Source organism: uncultured Jatrophihabitans sp. (genome assembly GCF_964244045.1).
In the GTDB taxonomy this organism is placed as follows: domain Bacteria; phylum Actinomycetota; class Actinomycetes; order Mycobacteriales; family Jatrophihabitantaceae; genus Jatrophihabitans.
Genome location: NZ_CAXTHK010000038.1, coordinates 1 through 17,014, shown reverse-complemented (window position 1 = coordinate 17,014; position 17,014 = coordinate 1). Strand labels below are relative to the sequence as shown.

Annotated in this window: 14 protein-coding genes and 1 pseudogene; 8 read left to right on the top strand and 7 right to left on the bottom strand. The window is 69.2% G+C overall.

Going from position 1 to position 17,014, the window contains the following annotated elements:
- Positions 1-15: 15 nt before the first annotated feature.
- The 5 genes from ACFFC4_RS19520 (at position 16) to ACFFC4_RS19500 (ending at position 4,764) form a co-directional block, all read left to right on the top strand.
- On the top strand, positions 16-2,472 hold the full coding sequence (locus ACFFC4_RS19520; RefSeq protein WP_375503971.1) for an ATP-binding cassette domain-containing protein: 2,457 nt from the start codon (positions 16-18) through the stop codon (positions 2,470-2,472).
- 73 nt (positions 2,473-2,545) lie between these two features.
- Entirely contained in the window at positions 2,546-3,064 is a 519-nt protein-coding gene (locus ACFFC4_RS19515) for a methylated-DNA--[protein]-cysteine S-methyltransferase (RefSeq protein ID WP_375503969.1), read from the top strand.
- A complete protein-coding gene (locus ACFFC4_RS19510) occupies positions 3,061-3,564 on the top strand; it encodes an RNA polymerase sigma factor (protein ID WP_375503967.1) in 504 nt (167 codons plus the stop codon). The genes ACFFC4_RS19515 and ACFFC4_RS19510 overlap by 4 nt, the downstream gene beginning before the upstream one ends.
- On the top strand, positions 3,557-4,156 hold the full coding sequence (locus ACFFC4_RS19505; protein WP_375503965.1) for a methylated-DNA--[protein]-cysteine S-methyltransferase: 600 nt from the start codon (positions 3,557-3,559) through the stop codon (positions 4,154-4,156). The genes ACFFC4_RS19510 and ACFFC4_RS19505 overlap by 8 nt, the downstream gene beginning before the upstream one ends.
- Positions 4,153-4,764: a hypothetical protein gene (locus tag ACFFC4_RS19500; protein WP_375503963.1), complete on the top strand. Its 612-nt coding sequence runs from the start codon at positions 4,153-4,155 to the stop codon at positions 4,762-4,764. The genes ACFFC4_RS19505 and ACFFC4_RS19500 overlap by 4 nt, the downstream gene beginning before the upstream one ends.
- On the opposite strand, the pseudogene rnhA reads toward ACFFC4_RS19500, so the two are convergent.
- The 6 genes and pseudogenes from rnhA to rsmI form a co-directional block, all read right to left on the bottom strand.
- Positions 4,757-5,201: pseudogene (gene rnhA / locus ACFFC4_RS19495) on the bottom strand (ribonuclease HI). The gene ACFFC4_RS19500 and the pseudogene rnhA sit on opposite strands and share 8 nt — an antisense overlap.
- Positions 5,202-5,210: 9 nt before the next feature.
- Entirely contained in the window at positions 5,211-6,383 is a 1,173-nt protein-coding gene (locus tag ACFFC4_RS19490; protein ID WP_375503961.1) for a ubiquitin-like domain-containing protein, read from the bottom strand.
- An 85-nt stretch (positions 6,384-6,468) separates the two neighbouring features.
- Positions 6,469-7,563: a transglycosylase family protein gene (locus tag ACFFC4_RS19485; protein ID WP_375503959.1), complete on the bottom strand. Its 1,095-nt coding sequence runs from the start codon at positions 7,561-7,563 to the stop codon at positions 6,469-6,471.
- A gap of 369 nt (positions 7,564-7,932) precedes the next feature.
- Positions 7,933-8,751, bottom strand: coding sequence for a TatD family hydrolase (locus tag ACFFC4_RS19480; RefSeq protein ID WP_375503957.1), 819 nt, complete (start codon positions 8,749-8,751; stop codon positions 7,933-7,935).
- A complete protein-coding gene (gene metG / locus ACFFC4_RS19475; RefSeq protein ID WP_375503955.1) occupies positions 8,744-10,546 on the bottom strand; it encodes a methionine--tRNA ligase in 1,803 nt (600 codons plus the stop codon). The genes ACFFC4_RS19480 and metG overlap by 8 nt, the downstream gene beginning before the upstream one ends.
- A 103-nt stretch (positions 10,547-10,649) precedes the next feature.
- Positions 10,650-11,522: a 16S rRNA (cytidine(1402)-2'-O)-methyltransferase gene (gene rsmI / locus ACFFC4_RS19470; RefSeq protein WP_375503953.1), complete on the bottom strand. Its 873-nt coding sequence runs from the start codon at positions 11,520-11,522 to the stop codon at positions 10,650-10,652.
- Between the two features lie 45 nt (positions 11,523-11,567).
- On the opposite strand from rsmI, the gene ACFFC4_RS19465 reads away from it, so the two are divergent.
- The 3 genes from ACFFC4_RS19465 (at position 11,568) to ACFFC4_RS19455 (ending at position 15,952) form a co-directional block, all read left to right on the top strand.
- Positions 11,568-13,169: a dolichyl-phosphate-mannose--protein mannosyltransferase gene (locus tag ACFFC4_RS19465; protein WP_375503951.1), complete on the top strand. Its 1,602-nt coding sequence runs from the start codon at positions 11,568-11,570 to the stop codon at positions 13,167-13,169.
- Between the two features lie 52 nt (positions 13,170-13,221).
- Entirely contained in the window at positions 13,222-14,331 is a 1,110-nt protein-coding gene (locus ACFFC4_RS19460) for a hypothetical protein (protein WP_375503949.1), read from the top strand.
- Positions 14,332-14,416: 85 nt separating this feature from the next.
- A complete protein-coding gene (locus ACFFC4_RS19455) occupies positions 14,417-15,952 on the top strand; it encodes an AMP-binding protein (RefSeq protein WP_375503947.1) in 1,536 nt (511 codons plus the stop codon).
- Here ACFFC4_RS19455 and ACFFC4_RS19450 read toward each other — a convergent pair.
- Positions 15,931-16,689, bottom strand: coding sequence for a hypothetical protein (locus ACFFC4_RS19450; RefSeq protein WP_375503945.1), 759 nt, complete (start codon positions 16,687-16,689; stop codon positions 15,931-15,933). The genes ACFFC4_RS19455 and ACFFC4_RS19450 overlap by 22 nt on opposite strands.
- Positions 16,690-17,014 lie beyond the last annotated feature (325 nt).

The window sequence follows — 17,014 nt, the reverse complement described above, 5'->3', positions numbered from 1 at the left end:
GTAGGGAGCTCGTCGGTGGCCGAAGTTCTCGAGATCCGCCATGGTGAGCGACGCGTGCAGGTGACTCCGGGCAGCGTCTTCGTGGTCGGCCGTGACCCCGCTGCCGGTCTGACGATCAGCGACGACAACAAGGTGTCGGGCAAGCACCTCACCATCTGGTACGACCAAGGCTGGCGGCTGCGCAGCGAGGGACGCAACGGCACCTTCCTCGCCGGGCAGCGCATCGAGACGCTTGCGCTCGCCCCGCGGACCGTCCTCCATCTCGCCGATCCGCACGGCACCGCGCTGGAGTTGCAGATGGTGGGCGCCGTCGCGCCCGTCGCGCCGCCCGTTCAGGATGCCTACGCGCCCACCCCGCGGATGTTCCCTACCCCAGGGTATGGTCCGCCCGGCCGAACCGCGTCGGCGCCTGCCGTCCCGGCCGGGTACGGGCCGCCCGGCGCGAGCGCACCGAGCCGGCCGTCGGTGAGCAACGCCGGGTTCAACGCCGAGTTGTCGGCCGTCCACCAACTCGGCGAGCTGTCGCGCGGCCAGCTCACCATCGGCCGCACGCCGGACAACCAGATCCCCGTCGACGACCTGCTCGTATCGCGTCACCACGCCGCGCTGACCTACGACGGCCGGGCGTGGACGTTGCGCGACCTCGGCAGTTCGAACGGCACGTTCGTCGACGGCCGCCGCATCAGCACCGCGTCGATCAGCCCGCAGAACCTGATCTCGATCGGGCACAAGACGTTCCGGCTGCAGAACGGCACCCTCACCGAGTACCAGGACACCGGGGCCATCACCTTCGAGGCCCACCAGCTCACCGTGCAGGTCGGCGAGCGACGCATCCTCGACCGGGTCAGCTTCAGCCTCGAACCGAAGAACATGCTCGTCATAGTCGGGCCGTCCGGCTCGGGCAAGTCGACGCTGCTCAAAGCTCTGACCGGCATCGCACCGGCCACCTACGGCGGGGTCGGTTACGGCGGCCGCGACCTGTACACGAACTACGACGAGATCCGGCACCGCATCGGTCTCGTGCCGCAGGACGACATCCTGCACCCGCAGCTGAGGGTGCGTGAGGCGCTGCTCTACGCCGGCCAGCTGCGCTTCCCACCCGACGTCGACCGCGACCACTGCGCCCGACGCGTCGACCAGGTGATCCACGAGCTCGGCCTGGTGCCGCAGGCCGAGCAGCGCGTCTCGACGCTGTCCGGTGGACAGCGCAAACGCACCAGCACGGCCATGGAGCTGCTGACCAGCCCGTCACTGCTCTTCCTCGACGAACCGACCTCGGGCCTGGACATCAACCGCGACCGCGAGGTCATGCAGGTGCTGCGGCGCCTCGCCGACGACGGCCGCACCGTCGTCGTGATCAGCCACAACGTCACCTACCTCGACCTCGCCGACAAGCTGTTGGTGCTGGCCACCGGCGGTCAGCTCGCGTACTACGGGCCGCCGGCAGGAGTCCTGGCCTACTTCGGCTGCACCGACTGGGCCGACATGTACGCCCAGCTCGAACAGCCGCGCAGCGACTGGTACGTGCGCTACATCAATTCTCCCGTCGGGCGCCAGTTCGGCGGGCTGCCGACCCGGGGCCCGGTCGCGGGGGCCGCCTCGCCGGCCGCAGTCGCCGCCACCGCACCACCGCCGCGTCAGCAGAGCGCGCTCGCCCAGTTCTCGACGCTCTCGCGCCGCTATCTGAAGGTCATCGCGTCGGACAAGGCGTTCGTCGGACTGACCATGATCACGCCGCTGGTGCTGGCGCTGTTCGCGCACGCCGTGCCCGGCGACTCGGGGTTGTCGGCGTTGGACGCCCTGCGCGCCAAGTCCCATTCGCCGACGCAGCTGCTGCTGGTGATCATCATCGGTGGCTGCCTGTCGGGCAGCGCCGGCGCGGTGCGCGAGATCGTCAAGGAACGGCCGATCTTCAGCCGCGAACGGGCGATCGGACTGGCCTGGGGGCCCTACCTCGCGTCCAAGGTCGTGGTGCTCGGCGTGGTCAGCACCATCCAGGCCGTCCTGCTCACGGTGTTTGCCCTGCTCACCGACCCCGGACCCGACGACGCGCTGCTGGGCGGCTCGGGCAAGGTCGACATGATCATCGTGTTGATCTTCGTGACGTTCGCGTCGATGACGCTGGGTCTGCTGCTGTCGGCGATCGTCACCAACGCCGACCGCACGATGCCGCTGCTCGTGCTGGTCATCATGGCTCAGCTGCTGCTATCCGGCGGCCTGTTCCCGGTGCGTGGCCGCGCAGTGCTCGAACAGATGTCGTGGCTGTCGCCGGCCCGCTGGGGTTACGCCGCGGGTGCGTCGGTCAGCCGGATCTCACCCAGCAGCGGCGGTGACGACCCCCTGTGGCACCACACCGGGCAGGCGTTCACCGCCGACCTGATCATGTGCGTTGTGCTCAGCGCGGTGTACCTCGTCGTCACCGCCGCGTTCCTGCGGCGGGTCGGTCAGGTGCGGGCTCCGCGACCGCAGTGATTCGGTGGAGCAGTGGCCTCACAACCGGGGCCCGCTGCGCGTCTACCTGATGAGACATGACGAGGGAGACGAAATGAGCACCAGTACGAACCGGCACGCCGTGGTTGCCACCCCGCTGGGCGCATTGACCGTTGTCGTCGACGATGCGGGCCTGTGCGGCATCTACTACCCCGGTCATTGGACGAACCCGGACGAGGTGGCGTGGGGCCCGCTGATGGACGCTGCGAATCCTGACTTTGCCGAACCGGTCCGCCAGCTCGACGAATACTTCGCCGGCCGGCGCCACGACTTCGAGCTGCCGCTGTCGCTGCACGGCAGCGCGAGAGCCCGTCAGCTGTGGGCGCTCCTGGCCGCGATCCCGTACGGCTCCACCACCACCTACGGGTCGCTTGCCGGGCAACTCGGCGGCGGGATCAGCGCCCGCGCCGTGGGTGGGTTCGTCGGGCACAACCCGGTGTCGATCGTGGTGCCGTGCCACCGCGTGGTCGGCTCCACCGGCAGTCTCACCGGCTACGCCGGCGGGCTCGAGCGCAAGCAGTTCCTGCTGGAGCTCGAGGGAGCGATCCCGGCCCGCACATCTGCGCTCTGGTGACCGCGGCCGCGAAACCACCGTTCGAGGTGGTCGTGCGCCTGCATGGCGCGACGATCCTGCGAGTGACCCGCGCGGTGCTCGGCCCGGTCGACGCCGACGACGCGTGGTCCGAGACGTTCCTGGCCGCGCTGCGCGCGTACCCCGACCTGCCGGCCGGGGCAAACGTCGAAGCGTGGCTGGTGACGATCGCGCATCGCAAAGCCGTCGACGTCCTGCGGGCCCGCGCCCGGCGAGCAGTGCCGGTCGCCGACACCCCCGAGCGGGCCGCTCCCGACCGCGCCGACGACCTCGACCCCGACCTGCGGGCAGCGATCGCCGCGCTGTCCGACAAACAGCGCCAGGCCGTCGCCTACCACCACCTGGCCGGCCTGCCCTACGCCGACGTCGCCACCCTGCTCGGCGGGACTCCCGCCGCTGCCCGGCGCGCGGCGGCCGACGGGGTGGCCGCGTTACGCCACACGCTTGCCCGACCGATGCCGGAAGAAGAACCCAATGACTGAACTGGCCGCCGCCTTTCCTGTCGACGCCGCCGAACTGGACCGCCTCAGGGCCCGGCTTGCCGGCGCCGCGGCCGGAGCCGGCGTGCTCGACGTCGCCTACCGAACGGTCGACTCCCCGGTGGGCGAGCTGCTCGTCGCGGCCACCGAGCGCGGGCTCGTCCGGGTGGCCTTCGCCGGCGAGGGCTGGGACGCGGTACTGCAGGCCCTGGCGGCGCGGATCAGCCCCCGGGTGCTCGAGGCGCCGGCCCGGCTCGACGGCGTCGCCCGCGAGCTCGCGGAGTACTTCGAGGGGCGTCGACACGGCTTCGACGTCGCGCTCGACTGGCAACTGTCCGCAGGGTTCCGACGCACGGTGCTGGCCCACCTCGCCACAGACGTCGGCTACGGCTCCACCGCCAGCTACGCCGCGCTGGCTGCCGCGGCCGGCAACCCGCGAGCCGTGCGGGCCGTAGGCACCGCCTGCGCCACCAACCCGATCCCGATCGTCGTCCCGTGTCACCGCATCGTGCGATCCGACGGCGGCATCGGCAACTACCTGGGCGGGCCCGCGGCGAAGGCGACGCTGCTCGCCCTCGAGCGCGGGCAGGCGTGAGTGCGCAGAACCGGGTGACGCCGGACGGGCAAATCGTCGCCACCGATGTACGCGGCGCCTGGCTGGGCAACCGGGGCCTGTTGCACGGCAGGGACGGCAGCCGGCGGATCGTGCGGGCTTCCGCGTCCACTCGCTGGATCACCTGCGAACTCTCGTTCCGGAGTCGACGGGTCCCGCAGTGGGCACCCAAGCGCTACACGCCGGTGTTCTTCCTTGACGAGGCCGTCGCTCTGGCCGCCGGGCACCGGCCGTGCGCCGAGTGCCGCCGCGCCGCTTTCCTCGCGTACTGCGCGGCGTGGGCGTCCGGCGGATCTGTCCCCCGCGCTCCGGCGCTGGACATCCGGCTCGCGGCCGAGCGCGGCCGCACGCACCGCGCTCCCTGGGCCGACCTGCCCACCGGCACGTTCGTCGTCGACAACGGCCACCTTGCGCTGGTTCGCGACGACCACCTCCTCGACTGGGACACGCAGCGATACGGCTACGGCCCGCGGCGACGGCGACCGACCAACGGCACGACCGTGGTGCAGACACCGGCGGCCACGGTGGGCGTGCTCCAGGCGGGTTACCCCGTCCAACTCGACGCTTGCGCAACACGCGGGCTCAGCTGAACTGGGCGGCACCCTGATTGGCGAGCGAGTCGGCCCGCTCGTTGCCGACGTCTCCGGCGTGGCCCTTCACCCAGTGCCACTCGATCGTGTGCCGCTGGGTGGCGTCGTCGAGCAGGCGCCAGAGGTCGGCGTTCTTCACCGGCTTCTTGTCCGTAGTCACCCAGCCACGGCGCTTCCAGTTGTGGATCCAGCTGGTGATGCCCTGCCGGACGTACTGGCTGTCGGTGTAGAGCTCGACCTCGCTCGGACCCTTCAGCGCGGTGAGCGCCTCGATGACGGCCGTCAGCTCCATGCGGTTGTTCGTCGTGAGCGCCTCGCCGCCGAACAGATCCTTGCTGTGCACACCGCTGGTCAGCCAAGCGCCCCAACCGCCAGGGGCCGGGATTGCCCTTGCACGAGCCGTCGGTGTAGATGACCACACGCGGGCGGGGATCGATGGTCACGACTCAGTAGTAGTTGTGCGCCTGCCAGAACGCCCAGGCACCGCACGGCGTGTTGTAGCGCGCCGCGATGTACCCGAGACCCCACTTGATCTGGGTCTCGGCGCTGGTCTGCCAATCTGCGCCGGCCGAGGCCATTTTCGAGCCGGGCAGGGCCTGCGGGATGCCGTACGCGCCGCTGGGGTTGGCCGCATTCGTGCGCCACCCGCTCTCGCGCGTCCACATCTGCACCAGACACGAGTACTGATCGTCACCCCAGCCACGTTTGGCGGCGAGCTCCAGCGCGATGGCCTTGGCCGAGCCGGGCGTGGGCCCGGTGACCTGCGGCGTGCTCATCGCGTCGAGGTCGGACGCCTGCTTGGTGCCCACGGCCAGGACCTCGGGCCGCGGCGCCGACATGGTGCGACTCGACAACTGCACACGGGCAGCCGGCTTGCCGTCGACGTAGACCACCGAGTAGGTGATCTCCATCCGACCCTTCTTGCCCTTGCTCACGACCTTTGTCTTGCCGGCTGCGAGCGTCGAGTCGGCCGTTCGGGTGACGGTGAAGTCGACGGCGACGCTCTTCACCTCGGTGCGATCGCCGACGCGCTGCACGACGACGACCTGCCCGCTGGCCAATGCCGAGCCCGGTTGTGCCGACACCTTGTCCTTGGCGTGCACCGTGACGTCGATGTCTGCGAGCAGCTGGGCGACGGTGGCGTCGGTGGTCGAGACCCGTTCGCGCGTGCCGTCGTGGACGACGGTGACGACCTTGGGCGTGCGGATCGCGACGTCGGTCGGGCTCAGCGGCAGACGTCGGGACCGAGAGACGGAGACGTAGTCCGAGGTCGTGTAACCGAGTTGGCTCAGCGCTTCCTGGACGGTGGACGCGGTGGTCCACACCGACGTCCGCTTGCCGTTGATGTCCAGACGCAGCAATCGCCCGTGCCGCAACACGACGGTCATGCCGTCCTTGACCTTCGCACCGGCGGCCGGGGCGACGAGATCGTGGCCGTCGATCCTGTAGTGCTGCGACCGCAAGACCTGCCCGACGTTGCTCGCGGTCGTCGACACCGTGGTCGTCCTACCGTCGATCGAGAGGTGGACGTCCTTGTCGACCGAACTCCAGACCAGTGGTGCGGCGACCAGGCCGGCCAACACGGCACCGTGCAGGCCGTACTTGAGGCTTCTCAGCACCGACGGAGCTCCTGGGTCGTGCTCATGGACGAAGTCTTGCCGTGGACGTGGGGAACGGACGCGAAGGTCACGGAACTGTAACGGACTACAGGCGGGATCCGCACGCCGGCCATGGGCTGGACCCGCGCTTGTTGTACAGCGACGTAGCCACCGAGATCTGCTCCTCGCGGCTGGCGAGATCCGGGCGGGCGGCGTACCTCGCGCCGCCGTTGGAGTCCCAGGTGCCGATGTCGAACTGCAGGCCGCCGTAGAAGCCGTTTCCGGTGTTGATCTGCCAGTTGCCCCCGGCCTCGCACGCTGCGAGCGCGTCCCAGTTCAGGCCGTTGCTTGTCGTCTTCGGTGTAGGCCGGTTCTTGGTGCCGACCGTGACGACCTGCGTCTTCGGCGCCGAGACGACCGAGGTGGACACCATCTTCTTGCCGGCCGGCTGGCCGTCGATGTAGAGGATCTCGTAGGTGACGTCGGTGGTGCCTTCCTTGCCCTTCGTCATGACCACCGTGTCGCCCTCGTACATCTTCGGATCGGCGTGCTTGACGACCTGGTAGTCGGTGCTGACGTGCTTGACGACCTGCTTCGAGGTCACCCGCTGCACCCGGATCGTCAGGCTCGCAGTCACCGGGGTGCTCGCGGCCGGGGTTAACCGGTCGGAGCCGCCAATGGTGACGCCCAGCGCCTGGAGCACGGCGGCGACGGTCGGGGCGGTCGTGACGGCCCGCTCGGTCTTCTTGTCGTGCACAACGATGACGCTCTTGGGCTGCCGCACGGCGATCGCGGTCGGCGACAGTGGCAGGCGGCGCGAGCGAGAAACGGAGACGAAGTCGGCAGTGGTGTAGCCGAGCTGGGACAACGCCACCGCAACGGTCGGCGCGGTGGTCCAGACGTCCTTCTGCTGGCCGTCGACGACGAGGTGCAGCAGCCGGCCACGGTTCAGGACGATCGTCGAACCGCTGTGGATCCTGGACGCTGTGCTGGGCGCAACCAGGTCATGGGCCTTGACCGAGTAGCCCGCCGTCTTCAGCGCGCCCTTGACCGTGCTGGCCTCGGTGGTGATCTTCTTGTTCTGGCCGTCCACCGTCACGGTGACCGGGGTGCCGCTCGACGAGGTCGCAAAAGCGGTGATCCCGCCGACGAGGCCGGCCGCCACTGCGGCGACGACCCCGTATTTGACACTGCGCTGCACTAATCGACTCCCTGTTGTCCCATTAGCCACGGGTGCCTCACGAACGCACAGCAGCCTGGTTGGTCACGACAACGTAACGAGAGGTGCTGGACGGACCAAACCATGCGACGGCGATACGTCCGAATTGCCCGCCTCGGTGGACGGTCGTCGTGGCGCGCCGTGCGAGTCCGAATGCGTGCGCTGCCTCCGGCGGCGGCGTCAGGGTGGATGGCCCGGCTCATCTCAGCCCCGGCGTCGCGGGCATGGGTGCGGCTGTCTGAATCAACAGTCGAGGGTTTTGTTGGCAGCAGATCTCGAGCCATCGAAAACCACGTGCGAACTTGTGGCGGCGGGGTGTGACGCTTGCCACATCGCGCAACGTTCCACCCGTCAGCCGGGGACTCCGAACACCCGCCGGCCGTTGGTCGTGACGGCGGCACAGAGCTCGTCGACCTCGAGCCCGGTCGCGGCCGCGAGCCCCCGGACGGTCAGCGGCAACAGGCGCGGAGCGTTCGGCCGACCGCGCAGCGGGTGCGGCGTCAGGAACGGGGCATCGGTCTCGACGAGCAGGTGCTCGGCCGGGACGACGGCCGCTGCCTCGCGCAGCGCCGGCGCGTTCTTGAAGGTGATGACGCCCGGGAAGGACAGCACGTACCCCGCGTCGACGCATTCGCGGGCCATGGCTTCGCCACCCGAGAATGCATGGAAGACCACCTGCTCCGGGGCCCCCTCTGCTCGCAGGATGCCGAGGACGTCCCGGTGGGCGTCGCGGTCGTGGATCATCAGCGGCTTGCCCACCCGCTTGGCCAAGTCGATGTGGCGGCGGAAGTGCTCCTGCTGCGCGGCCGGCGTGGTTCGGTCCCAGTAGTAGTCCAGGCCCGTCTCGCCCACGGCCACCACCCGAGGGTCCCGGGCCAGCGACTCGAGGTCGGCGTAACCGGCGTCGTCCAGGCCGGCGATCTCGGTGGGGTGCACCGCGACGGCGGCGTACACGTCCGGGTGAGCCTGCGCCGCCGCCACGCACCAGCGCGACGACGCGACGGTGTCGCCGACCGTGATCGCGGCGAGCACGCCCGCCGCCCGTGCGTCGGCCATGGCCTGCGCCACGAACGCCTCATCGGCCTCGACCCCGGCCCGCTGGGCCATGGCATCCAGATGGGTGTGCGCGTCGAAGACCGGCACCGGCAGCGGCTCGACGGCGTCACTCACTCGGCGGCGCTAGCCGGGCCAATTCCTCGTCGACCACGGACGGGTCGAGCTTGGTGAACACCGGTGTGGGGGTCGCCATCGGCCGACCGATCTCGATCGGGCTGGACGTCCACCGGGCGCCGGTGTCGTAGTCGCCGGTGAGCACCGAGTACGACGGTGAGCCCACCGCGGTCGGGCTCTCGACCTCGACGAGGTCGGGCATCGCCGCCCATGGCCCGTCGCCCCGCAGCAGGGCGTGCACCTTGCCCGAGGACGACGGGATGAACGGCGTCAGCAGGGTCTTGGCATCGTCGACGACCTGCAACGCGACGTGCAGCACCGAGGCCATCCGCTCCGGGTCGCTGTTCTTCAGCTTCCACGGCTCGGTGTCCGACAGATACTTGTTGGCCGCGCCGACGACGTCCATGGCCTCGGCCAGCGCCGCCTTCTGCCGGGAGCGGCCGAGTAGGTCGCCGACGGTGCCGAACGCCTTGCCGGACAAGGCAAGCAGGTCGCGGTCGACGTCGGCCAGGGCGCCGGGGGCGGGGATCGAGCCGATGTTCTTGGCCGTCATCGAGATGGTGCGGTTGACCAGGTTGCCCCAGGTGCCGACGAGTTCCTCGTTGTTGCGGCGCACGAACTCCGACCAGGTGAAGTCGGTGTCCTGGGTCTCCGGGCCGGCAACGGCCAGGTAGTAGCGCAGCGCGTCGACGTCGTAGCGCGACAGGATGTCCTGGACGTAGATCACGACGCCGCGCGAGGAGGAGAACTTGCGACCCTCCATGGTCAGGAACTCGCTGGAGACGATCTCGTAGGGCCGATCGAGCGCGCCGAGGTCGCCCGGTGTGCCGTCCTTGGCGCCGAGGCCCGAGTACCCGAACAGCATTGCCGGCCAGATCTCGCTGTGGAAGACGATGTTGTCCTTGCCCATGAAGTAGTACTGCCGCGCCTCCGGGTTTTGCCACCACGCCCGCCACGCGTCCGGGTCGCCGGAGCGCTGCGCCCACTCGATGGACGCCGAGAGATAGCCGATCACCGCGTCGAACCAGACGTAGATCTTCTTGTCGTTACGGTCGCGCCAACCGTCGAGCGGGACCGGCACGCCCCACTCGAGGTCGCGCGTGATCGCGCGCGGCTTGAGGTCGTCGAGCAGGTTCAAGGAGAAGCGTTGGACGTTCGGCCGCCAGTGCGTCTGCTTCGTCAGCCAGCCGGCCAGCACCTCGCCGAACGCGGCGAGGTCGAGGAAGTAGTGCTCGGTCTCGACGAACGTCGGCGTCTCGCCGTTGATCTTGCTCACCGGGTTGATCAGGTCGATGGGGTCGAGCTGGTTGCCGCAGTTGTCGCACTGGTCGCCGCGCGCGCTGGGGTAGCCGCAGATCGGGCAGGTGCCTTCGATGTAGCGGTCGGGCAGCGTGCGACCGGTCGACGGGCTGATCGCGCCGAGCTGCGTCTGCGGAAACACGTAGCCGTTCTTCAACAGGCCCAGGAAGATCTGCTGCGTCGTGGCGTAGTGGTTGGCCGTCGTCGTGCGGGTGAACAGGTCGTAGGACAGCCCGAGCGACTGCAGATCCTTCGCGATCACCAGCGCGTTGTGGTCGGCCAACTCGCGCGGCGTGACGCCCTCGCGGTCGGCCTGCACCTGGATCGGCGTGCCGTGCTCGTCGGTGCCGCTGACCATCAGCACGTGGTTGCCGACCATCCGCTGGTAGCGCGAGAAGATGTCGGCCGGCACGCCGAATCCGGCGACGTGCCCGATGTGCCGCGGCCCATTGGCATAGGGCCACGCGGGAGCCGTCAGGATGTACTCGTCAGTCACGCCGTCAAGCGTAGTGATGAGCCGGGCGCCGGTTTCTCGATCTTCCTGCGGCTCGCGCGTCCTGACGCGTCAGGCGCAGGAAGATCCGCCGCTGTCGGGGACGTCAGCCTTTCGCGGTCACCACGGCGTCGAACACCTCGCGCTTCGGTACTTCGCGGACGCGGGCGACCTCGGCGATGGCCTCCTTGCGGGGCTGACCGGCCGCCGCGCGCCGCGCGACGTCGGCCGCGAGCTCGTCGGGCGTGGCGGCGTCGCGCACACCGGTGGCCCCGCCGACCACGAGACAGATCTCGCCGCGCACCTCGCCGGCCGCCCACGCGGCCAGGTCCGCCAACGGCCCGCGCCGGATCTCCTCGTGGGTCTTGGTGAGCTCGCGGCACATGGCAGCGGGCCGTTCGGCCTCGAACACGGCGACGAGGTCGGCAAGCGCATCGGCGAGCCGGTGTGGTGCCTCGAAGAACACCATCGTGCGCCGCTCGGTCGCCAGCGCCTCGAGTGCGCGACGCCGCTCGCCGGACTTGCGGGGCAGGAAACCCTCGAAGCAGAACCGGTCGACGGGTAGGCCCGAGACGGCCAGCGCCGTGGTCACCGATGACGGACCGGGCAGGCAGGTCACCTCGATACCCGCGTCGACGGCTGCCGCGACGAGGCGGTAACCCGGGTCGCTGACCGACGGCATGCCTGCGTCGGTGACAACCAGCACGTCCTCCCCCGCATGCAGGAACTCGAGCAGCTGCGGGACGCGGCCGGACTCGTTCGCGTCGAAGAACGACACGATGCGTCCCGTCGGCTCGACGTCGAGGTCGCGGCACAGCCGCAGCAGGCGGCGGGTGTCCTCGGCGGCCAGCACCGGGGCGGTGGCCAGCGCGTCGCACAGCCGCGCAGACGCATCGCCGGGCTGCCCGATCGGCGTCGCGGCCAGCACCACCCGCCCGCTCGGCCCGTCCACGATGCCGAACGCTACTGCCCCATCCACCTGCGTACACCGGATCGCCAGGAGGTCACCTCTACTATCGGGCGCGTGACGGCGACGCTGGAGGCCCCGGCCGACGCTGCGCCCGACGACTCACCGCCTGACCCGCCCCGTCACGCACACCCGGTGCCGGCGAGCCTGCAGCCGTGGCACGACCCGCACCCACGTCTGGGCTGGCTGATTCTGGCCGCGATCACCGTGTTGGCGGCGCTGACCCGCTTCTGGGCGCTCGGTTCGCCGCCCGGCAAGAACATCGTGCCGAAGAACGGCCTCAATTTCGACGAGGCCTACTACCCCGTCGAAGCCCAGGAACTGCTGCGCTACGGCTACGAGGACAACCGCGGCTACATGTTCATCGTGCACCCGCCGCTCGGCAAGTGGCTGATCGCGATGTCGGAGTATCTGTGGGACGGCAACAGCAATGCGTACCTGACGAACTCCTTGGGCTGGCGTATCGCCCCGGCCCTGGCCGGCACGCTCGGCGTGATCATGATGACGCGCATCGTCCGACGGATGATGCGCTCGAACCTCTTCGGTGGCATCGCCGGGTTGCTCATGGCTATGGAGGGCATGTCGCTGGTCCTGGCCCGCACCGCCATCCTCGACATCTTTCTGCAGACCTTCATCATCGCCTCGTTCGGCGCCCTGGTCATCGACCGCGACAAGATGCGAGCCCGCCTGGCGGGATTGCTTGCCGATGGCGCCGACCTGTCGTCCGGGGTGCCGTCGTTCGGTCCCCGACCCTGGCGTCTCGTGGCCGGCGTGATGATGGGTGCTGCGGGCGGGGTGAAGTGGACAGCGCTCTCGTTCTTCATCCTGTTCTGGATCTTGTCCGTGGTGTGGGACAACGGAGCATTGAAGGCCGCAGGCGTCCGCCACCGCACCGGCGGCTGGCTCTACCGCAGCGTGCTGCCCAGCCTGGGGTCACTGATCTTCGTTCCGCTCGCGACCTACCTGCTGTGCTGGCTGGGCTGGTTCACCGGCGAGAACTCGTGGAACCGCCACTGGGCCGACACAAATACGTCCTGGGGGTGGATACCCGGGCCGCTCCGCTCGCTGATCAACTACCACTACAACGCGTACACCTTCCACGAGGGGCTGGACAGCCCGCACGCGTACCAATCGAACCCATGGAGCTGGCTCGTCCTGGGCCGACCCGTGGACTTCTACTACAACGGCGCCGAGAAGACGTGCGGTGCATCCTCGTGCTCACGCGAGATCCTGCTCATCGGAACGCCGCTGATGTGGTGGGCGTTCGTGCCGATGCTGCTCTGGCTGGCATGGCACTGGTTGACCACGCACGACTGGCGCGCCGGCGCGGTCTGGGTCGCGTTCATCGCCGGCTGGCTCGTGTGGTTCCAGGACCTCAGTCGCACGGCGTTCCTGTTCTACATGGCGCCGCTGGTGCCGTTCCTGATCATCGGCCTGACGCTGGCCCTCGGCGTCATGCTCGGACCGTCGCTGCACGGGGTGCCCGCCGGCGAGCGATTCTGGCGTGCCGACCGGCGTCGCGCCTGGGGCATCGCCGGCATCAGCACCTACCTCGGCCTGGTCGTGGCAGACTTCGTGTGGATGTGGCCGCTGTTCACCGGCGGGCTGCTCACCTACAGCGAATGGCACGCACATATGTGGTTACCGTCGTGGGTATGACCCCCCGCACCCGCGATACCCTTTGCACCCCGTCCCTCTGGAGGAACAGCCAATGAGCTTGTCGGCGAAGATCCGCCGCGCCCCCCTTCGTGTCGTCACCGGCGCGTACATCCTCAACAGCGGCCTCGGCAAGCTGAAGATCGACGAGGACGCCGCGAAAGGCGTGCACGGTATGGCGTCGGGCACGTACGGGTTCCTCGGCAAGGTCGACCCCAAGCTGTTCGCCAAGGGTCTCGGTGCCGGCGAGGTCGCGCTCGGCGCCGTCGTGCTCGCGCCCTTCGTGTCGCCGGTAGTCGCCGGTCTGGGCGTGGCCGGATTCTCGGGCGCGCTGCTCAACATGTACTGGAACACCCCCGGTATGCACCCGCCGAACGACCCACGGCCGACCCCGCAGGGCATCGGCATCTCCAAGGACGTCTGGATGTTCGGCATCGGTGTCGGGCTCATCGCCGACGGGCTGCTCGAGCCAGCGCACGACAAGAAGGTCGAGATCACGGCGGGACGCGCCGGCAAGAAGCAGGGCAAGCAGAGCCGTCGGCAGAAGAAAGCCGCGAAGAAGGCGCGGGCTGCCGCGGCCGCCGGTGCTTTCGAGGCGGCGAAGAGCGCAGGTCACGACCTGTCCCGGCGCGCGGCGAAGGCTGCCGACAAGGCTGACAAGCAGGCCCGCAAGAGCGGCAAGAAGGCTGCCAAGTCGGTGGCGGCCTCCGGCATTCCGGCCGCTGCGGGCGAGCTGGCTCCCATCGTGCTCGACCGCGTCACCAGCGCAGCCAAGACGGCGAAAGATGCCGCGCGTGATGCGGTCGACGAATACGGTCCCGTCGTCGCGGTGAAGGCCCAGCAGGCGCGCGCTGCGGCCAAGGACTACGTCGACGAATACGGCCCGGTTGTTGTCGACAGGGTCGCCACCAGCGTCAGCACGGGCGCCAAGGCGGCGAAGGACTACGCCAACGAGTACGCACCGGTGGTAGCTGACAAGGCCACCAGCGTGGCTAGCAGCGTCGCCACCGGCACCAAGGTCGCGCGTGACGCTGCCAAGGACTACACCGACGAGTACGGTCCGGTCGTCGCGAAGCAGGCCGCAGCTGCCCGCCTCGCCGCTCAGGCGGCCGCGGCACAGGCCCGCACCGCCGCTGCGAGCGCCCGCGAGCGCGTCTCCAGCTGAGCCCGCAGGTACCGAGTCACGGCCCGGAAGGACATCGTCCTTCCGGGCCGTTCTCTTTGTCAGGGCCATCTGCCACAGTGAGGCTGTGTTCTACCCGCTCACCGTTCGCGACTTCCTCGACCGCGGCGTGCACGTCTACCCCGACCGGATCGCCGTGGTCGACGAACCGGATCAGCCCGCCCCCAGTCTCGGCGAGCTCAGCTACCGCCGGATGGACGAACTCGCGGCGGCCCAAGCGGCCAAACTCGACGCGCTGGACGTGCCCACCGGCGGGCGCGTCGCGTTCGTATCGCACAACTCGGCGCGGCTGCTGACGTCGTTCTACGGGGTGGCCGGCTACGGTCGCGTCCTGGTCCCAGTCAATTTCCGGCTGTCGGTGCCCGAGATCCGCTACATCGTCGAGCACTCCGGCTCCGACGTCGTCTACGTCGACCCCGAGCGCACGGACGTGCTCGACGCGTTGGCTGGCACGGTCCGCCACCTGTTCGTGCTCGGCGAGGACGACGACCTCTACCTGCCCGGCTCGCAGCCGCGGCCGTGGGCGGACCCGGACGAGGGCGCCACCGCAACGATCAACTACACCTCCGGCACGACAGCGCGGCCGAAAGGCGTGCAGCTGACGCACCGCAACAACTGGCTGAACGCCGCCGTGTTCGGCCTGCACACGACGATCAGCGACCGCGACGTGTACCTGCACACCCTGCCGATGTTCCACGCCAACGGGTGGGGCATGCCGTTCGCCATGACCGGCGTCGGCGCCCAGCACGTCGTGTTGCGCAAGGTCGACGGCACCGAGATCCTGCGCCGCATCGAGCGCCACGGCGTTACGGCGATGTGCGCCGCCCCCGCCGTCATTTCCGCCGCGCTCGACGGCGCGCAGAACTGGGACGGCGAGACCCCCGGCCGCGACCGCGTGCGCATCATTGCCGCCGGCGCGCCACCGCCTACCCGCATCATCGAGCGGGTGCTGGACGAGCTGGGCTGGGAGTTCATCCAGATCTACGGCCTCACCGAGACCTCGCCGCTGCTGACCATCAACCGCACCCGTGCCGAGTGGGACGACCTCGATACCCACGAGCGGGCCAAGAACCTCGGCCGCGCCGGCGCGCCCGCGCTCGGCGTACGGATGAGCGTCGACGCCGACGGCGAAATTCTCGCGCAGTCCAACCACAACCTCGAGGCCTATTGGGAGCAGCCCGACGAGACGGCCGCGGTGCAGCAGGGCAACTGGTTCCACACCGGCGACGGCGGCTACCTGGACGACGACGGCTACGTAGTGATCTCCGACCGCAAGAAGGACGTGATCATCTCCGGCGGTGAGAACGTGTCGTCGATCGAGGTCGAGGATGCACTCATGTCGCACGACGCGGTGAAGGAGGTCGCCGTGATCGGCATCCCCGACGATAAGTGGGGCGAGCTCGTCACCGGGTTGGTGGTGACCGACGGTGCCGACGTCACCGCCGACCAGCTCATCGCACACTGCCGCACCAACCTGGCCGGTTACAAGTGCCCGAAGCGCATCGAATTCGTCGACGAACTGCCCCGCACCGCCACCGGCAAGCTGCAGAAGTTCAAACTGCGCGAGCCGTTCTGGACGGGTCAGGCCCGCGGCGTCAACTGAGTCCCGGACTCATCTGCGGGCACCGGCCGCGGCCGCCGGCTCGGTCGCGGACGTACCGGGCGAGGCGACCGGGACGGCGCGGCGCGAGCTTGTCGCGGCGGCCGGCGGCTAGCTCCGCCGCGGCTCGGCCAGTACCGGTCGAGCAGCCCCGCCAGCCCCAATACAAGGGCCACCGATAGCCCCATCGAGCCGATCGTGTCCGTGGCGTAGTGGTAGTAGAAGCGGGTCAACGCCACCGCCGCAATGATCACCCAGACGGCCAGCACCACGGCGAGCGCATACTTCACGGGACGGCGCAGCGGCAGCAGGCCGAAAGCGATCAGCAGGACCGTCGCCGTGCAGGTGACGCCTGTCTGGTGTCCGCTGGGATAGGTACCCGTGGTGCCACCGAACAGGGTTCGGTGCACGATCGGCTTGGCGACGTCGCTGACCAATATCGTTCCGACGATCGGCCCGACGACGGCCAGGATCACGATGTCCAAGCGGCGTACCGACCAGGCCAGCACCACGGTCAGCACCAGCAGCAACACCGAGACCGCTGGGTCGGTGAAGCCGATCATGAACTGCGCAGGGGCGGACGAGATGCGCTCGGGCAGCACCCGAAACGCCCACGAGTCGAAGGCTGTGCGCTTGGCGTGGAAGATCAGGACGGCCAGCGAGAAGAACACCGCGAACCCGAGCACGGCGACGAACAGCGCCGGCCTGCGAAACGCAGGTGCGATCAGCGGCTGCTCCATGCGCCTCATGATCGCAGCCGTCCCATCTACGATCCCGCGATTCGTGGGACGAGTTTGCGTTATCAGACCGAAAGCCGGGTAGAGGTCTTTACGTAGGCCAGTGCGGCGCCCCTCCCATCTGTGGCGTTCCGACTACCTAGTTCGACTGCTCCAAACTCGGGGACCTTCGCGATCGGCTGCCGGCGCCGAACCGGTCAATCCGACCGGTTAGTGACGCACGCCCCCCACCCGACACCACCCCCAAACCGTTGCACCACGACCTCAGAAGGAGACGTCATGACGAACATCGGCAACCTGCAGGACATCATCGGTCACACCGCCATCG

Bases quoted from the DNA above. Each gene is read 5' to 3' on its own strand.
- ACFFC4_RS19515 (WP_375503969.1), top strand. From the start codon at position 2,546: ATGAGCACCAGTACGAACCGGCACGCCGTGGTTGCCACCCCGCTGGGC.
- ACFFC4_RS19505 (WP_375503965.1), top strand. From the start codon at position 3,557: ATGACTGAACTGGCCGCCGCCTTTCCTGTCGACGCCGCCGAACTGGAC.
- ACFFC4_RS19460 (WP_375503949.1), top strand. From the start codon at position 13,222: ATGAGCTTGTCGGCGAAGATCCGCCGCGCCCCCCTTCGTGTCGTCACC.
- ACFFC4_RS19450 (WP_375503945.1), bottom strand. From the start codon at position 16,689: ATGGAGCAGCCGCTGATCGCACCTGCGTTTCGCAGGCCGGCGCTGTTC.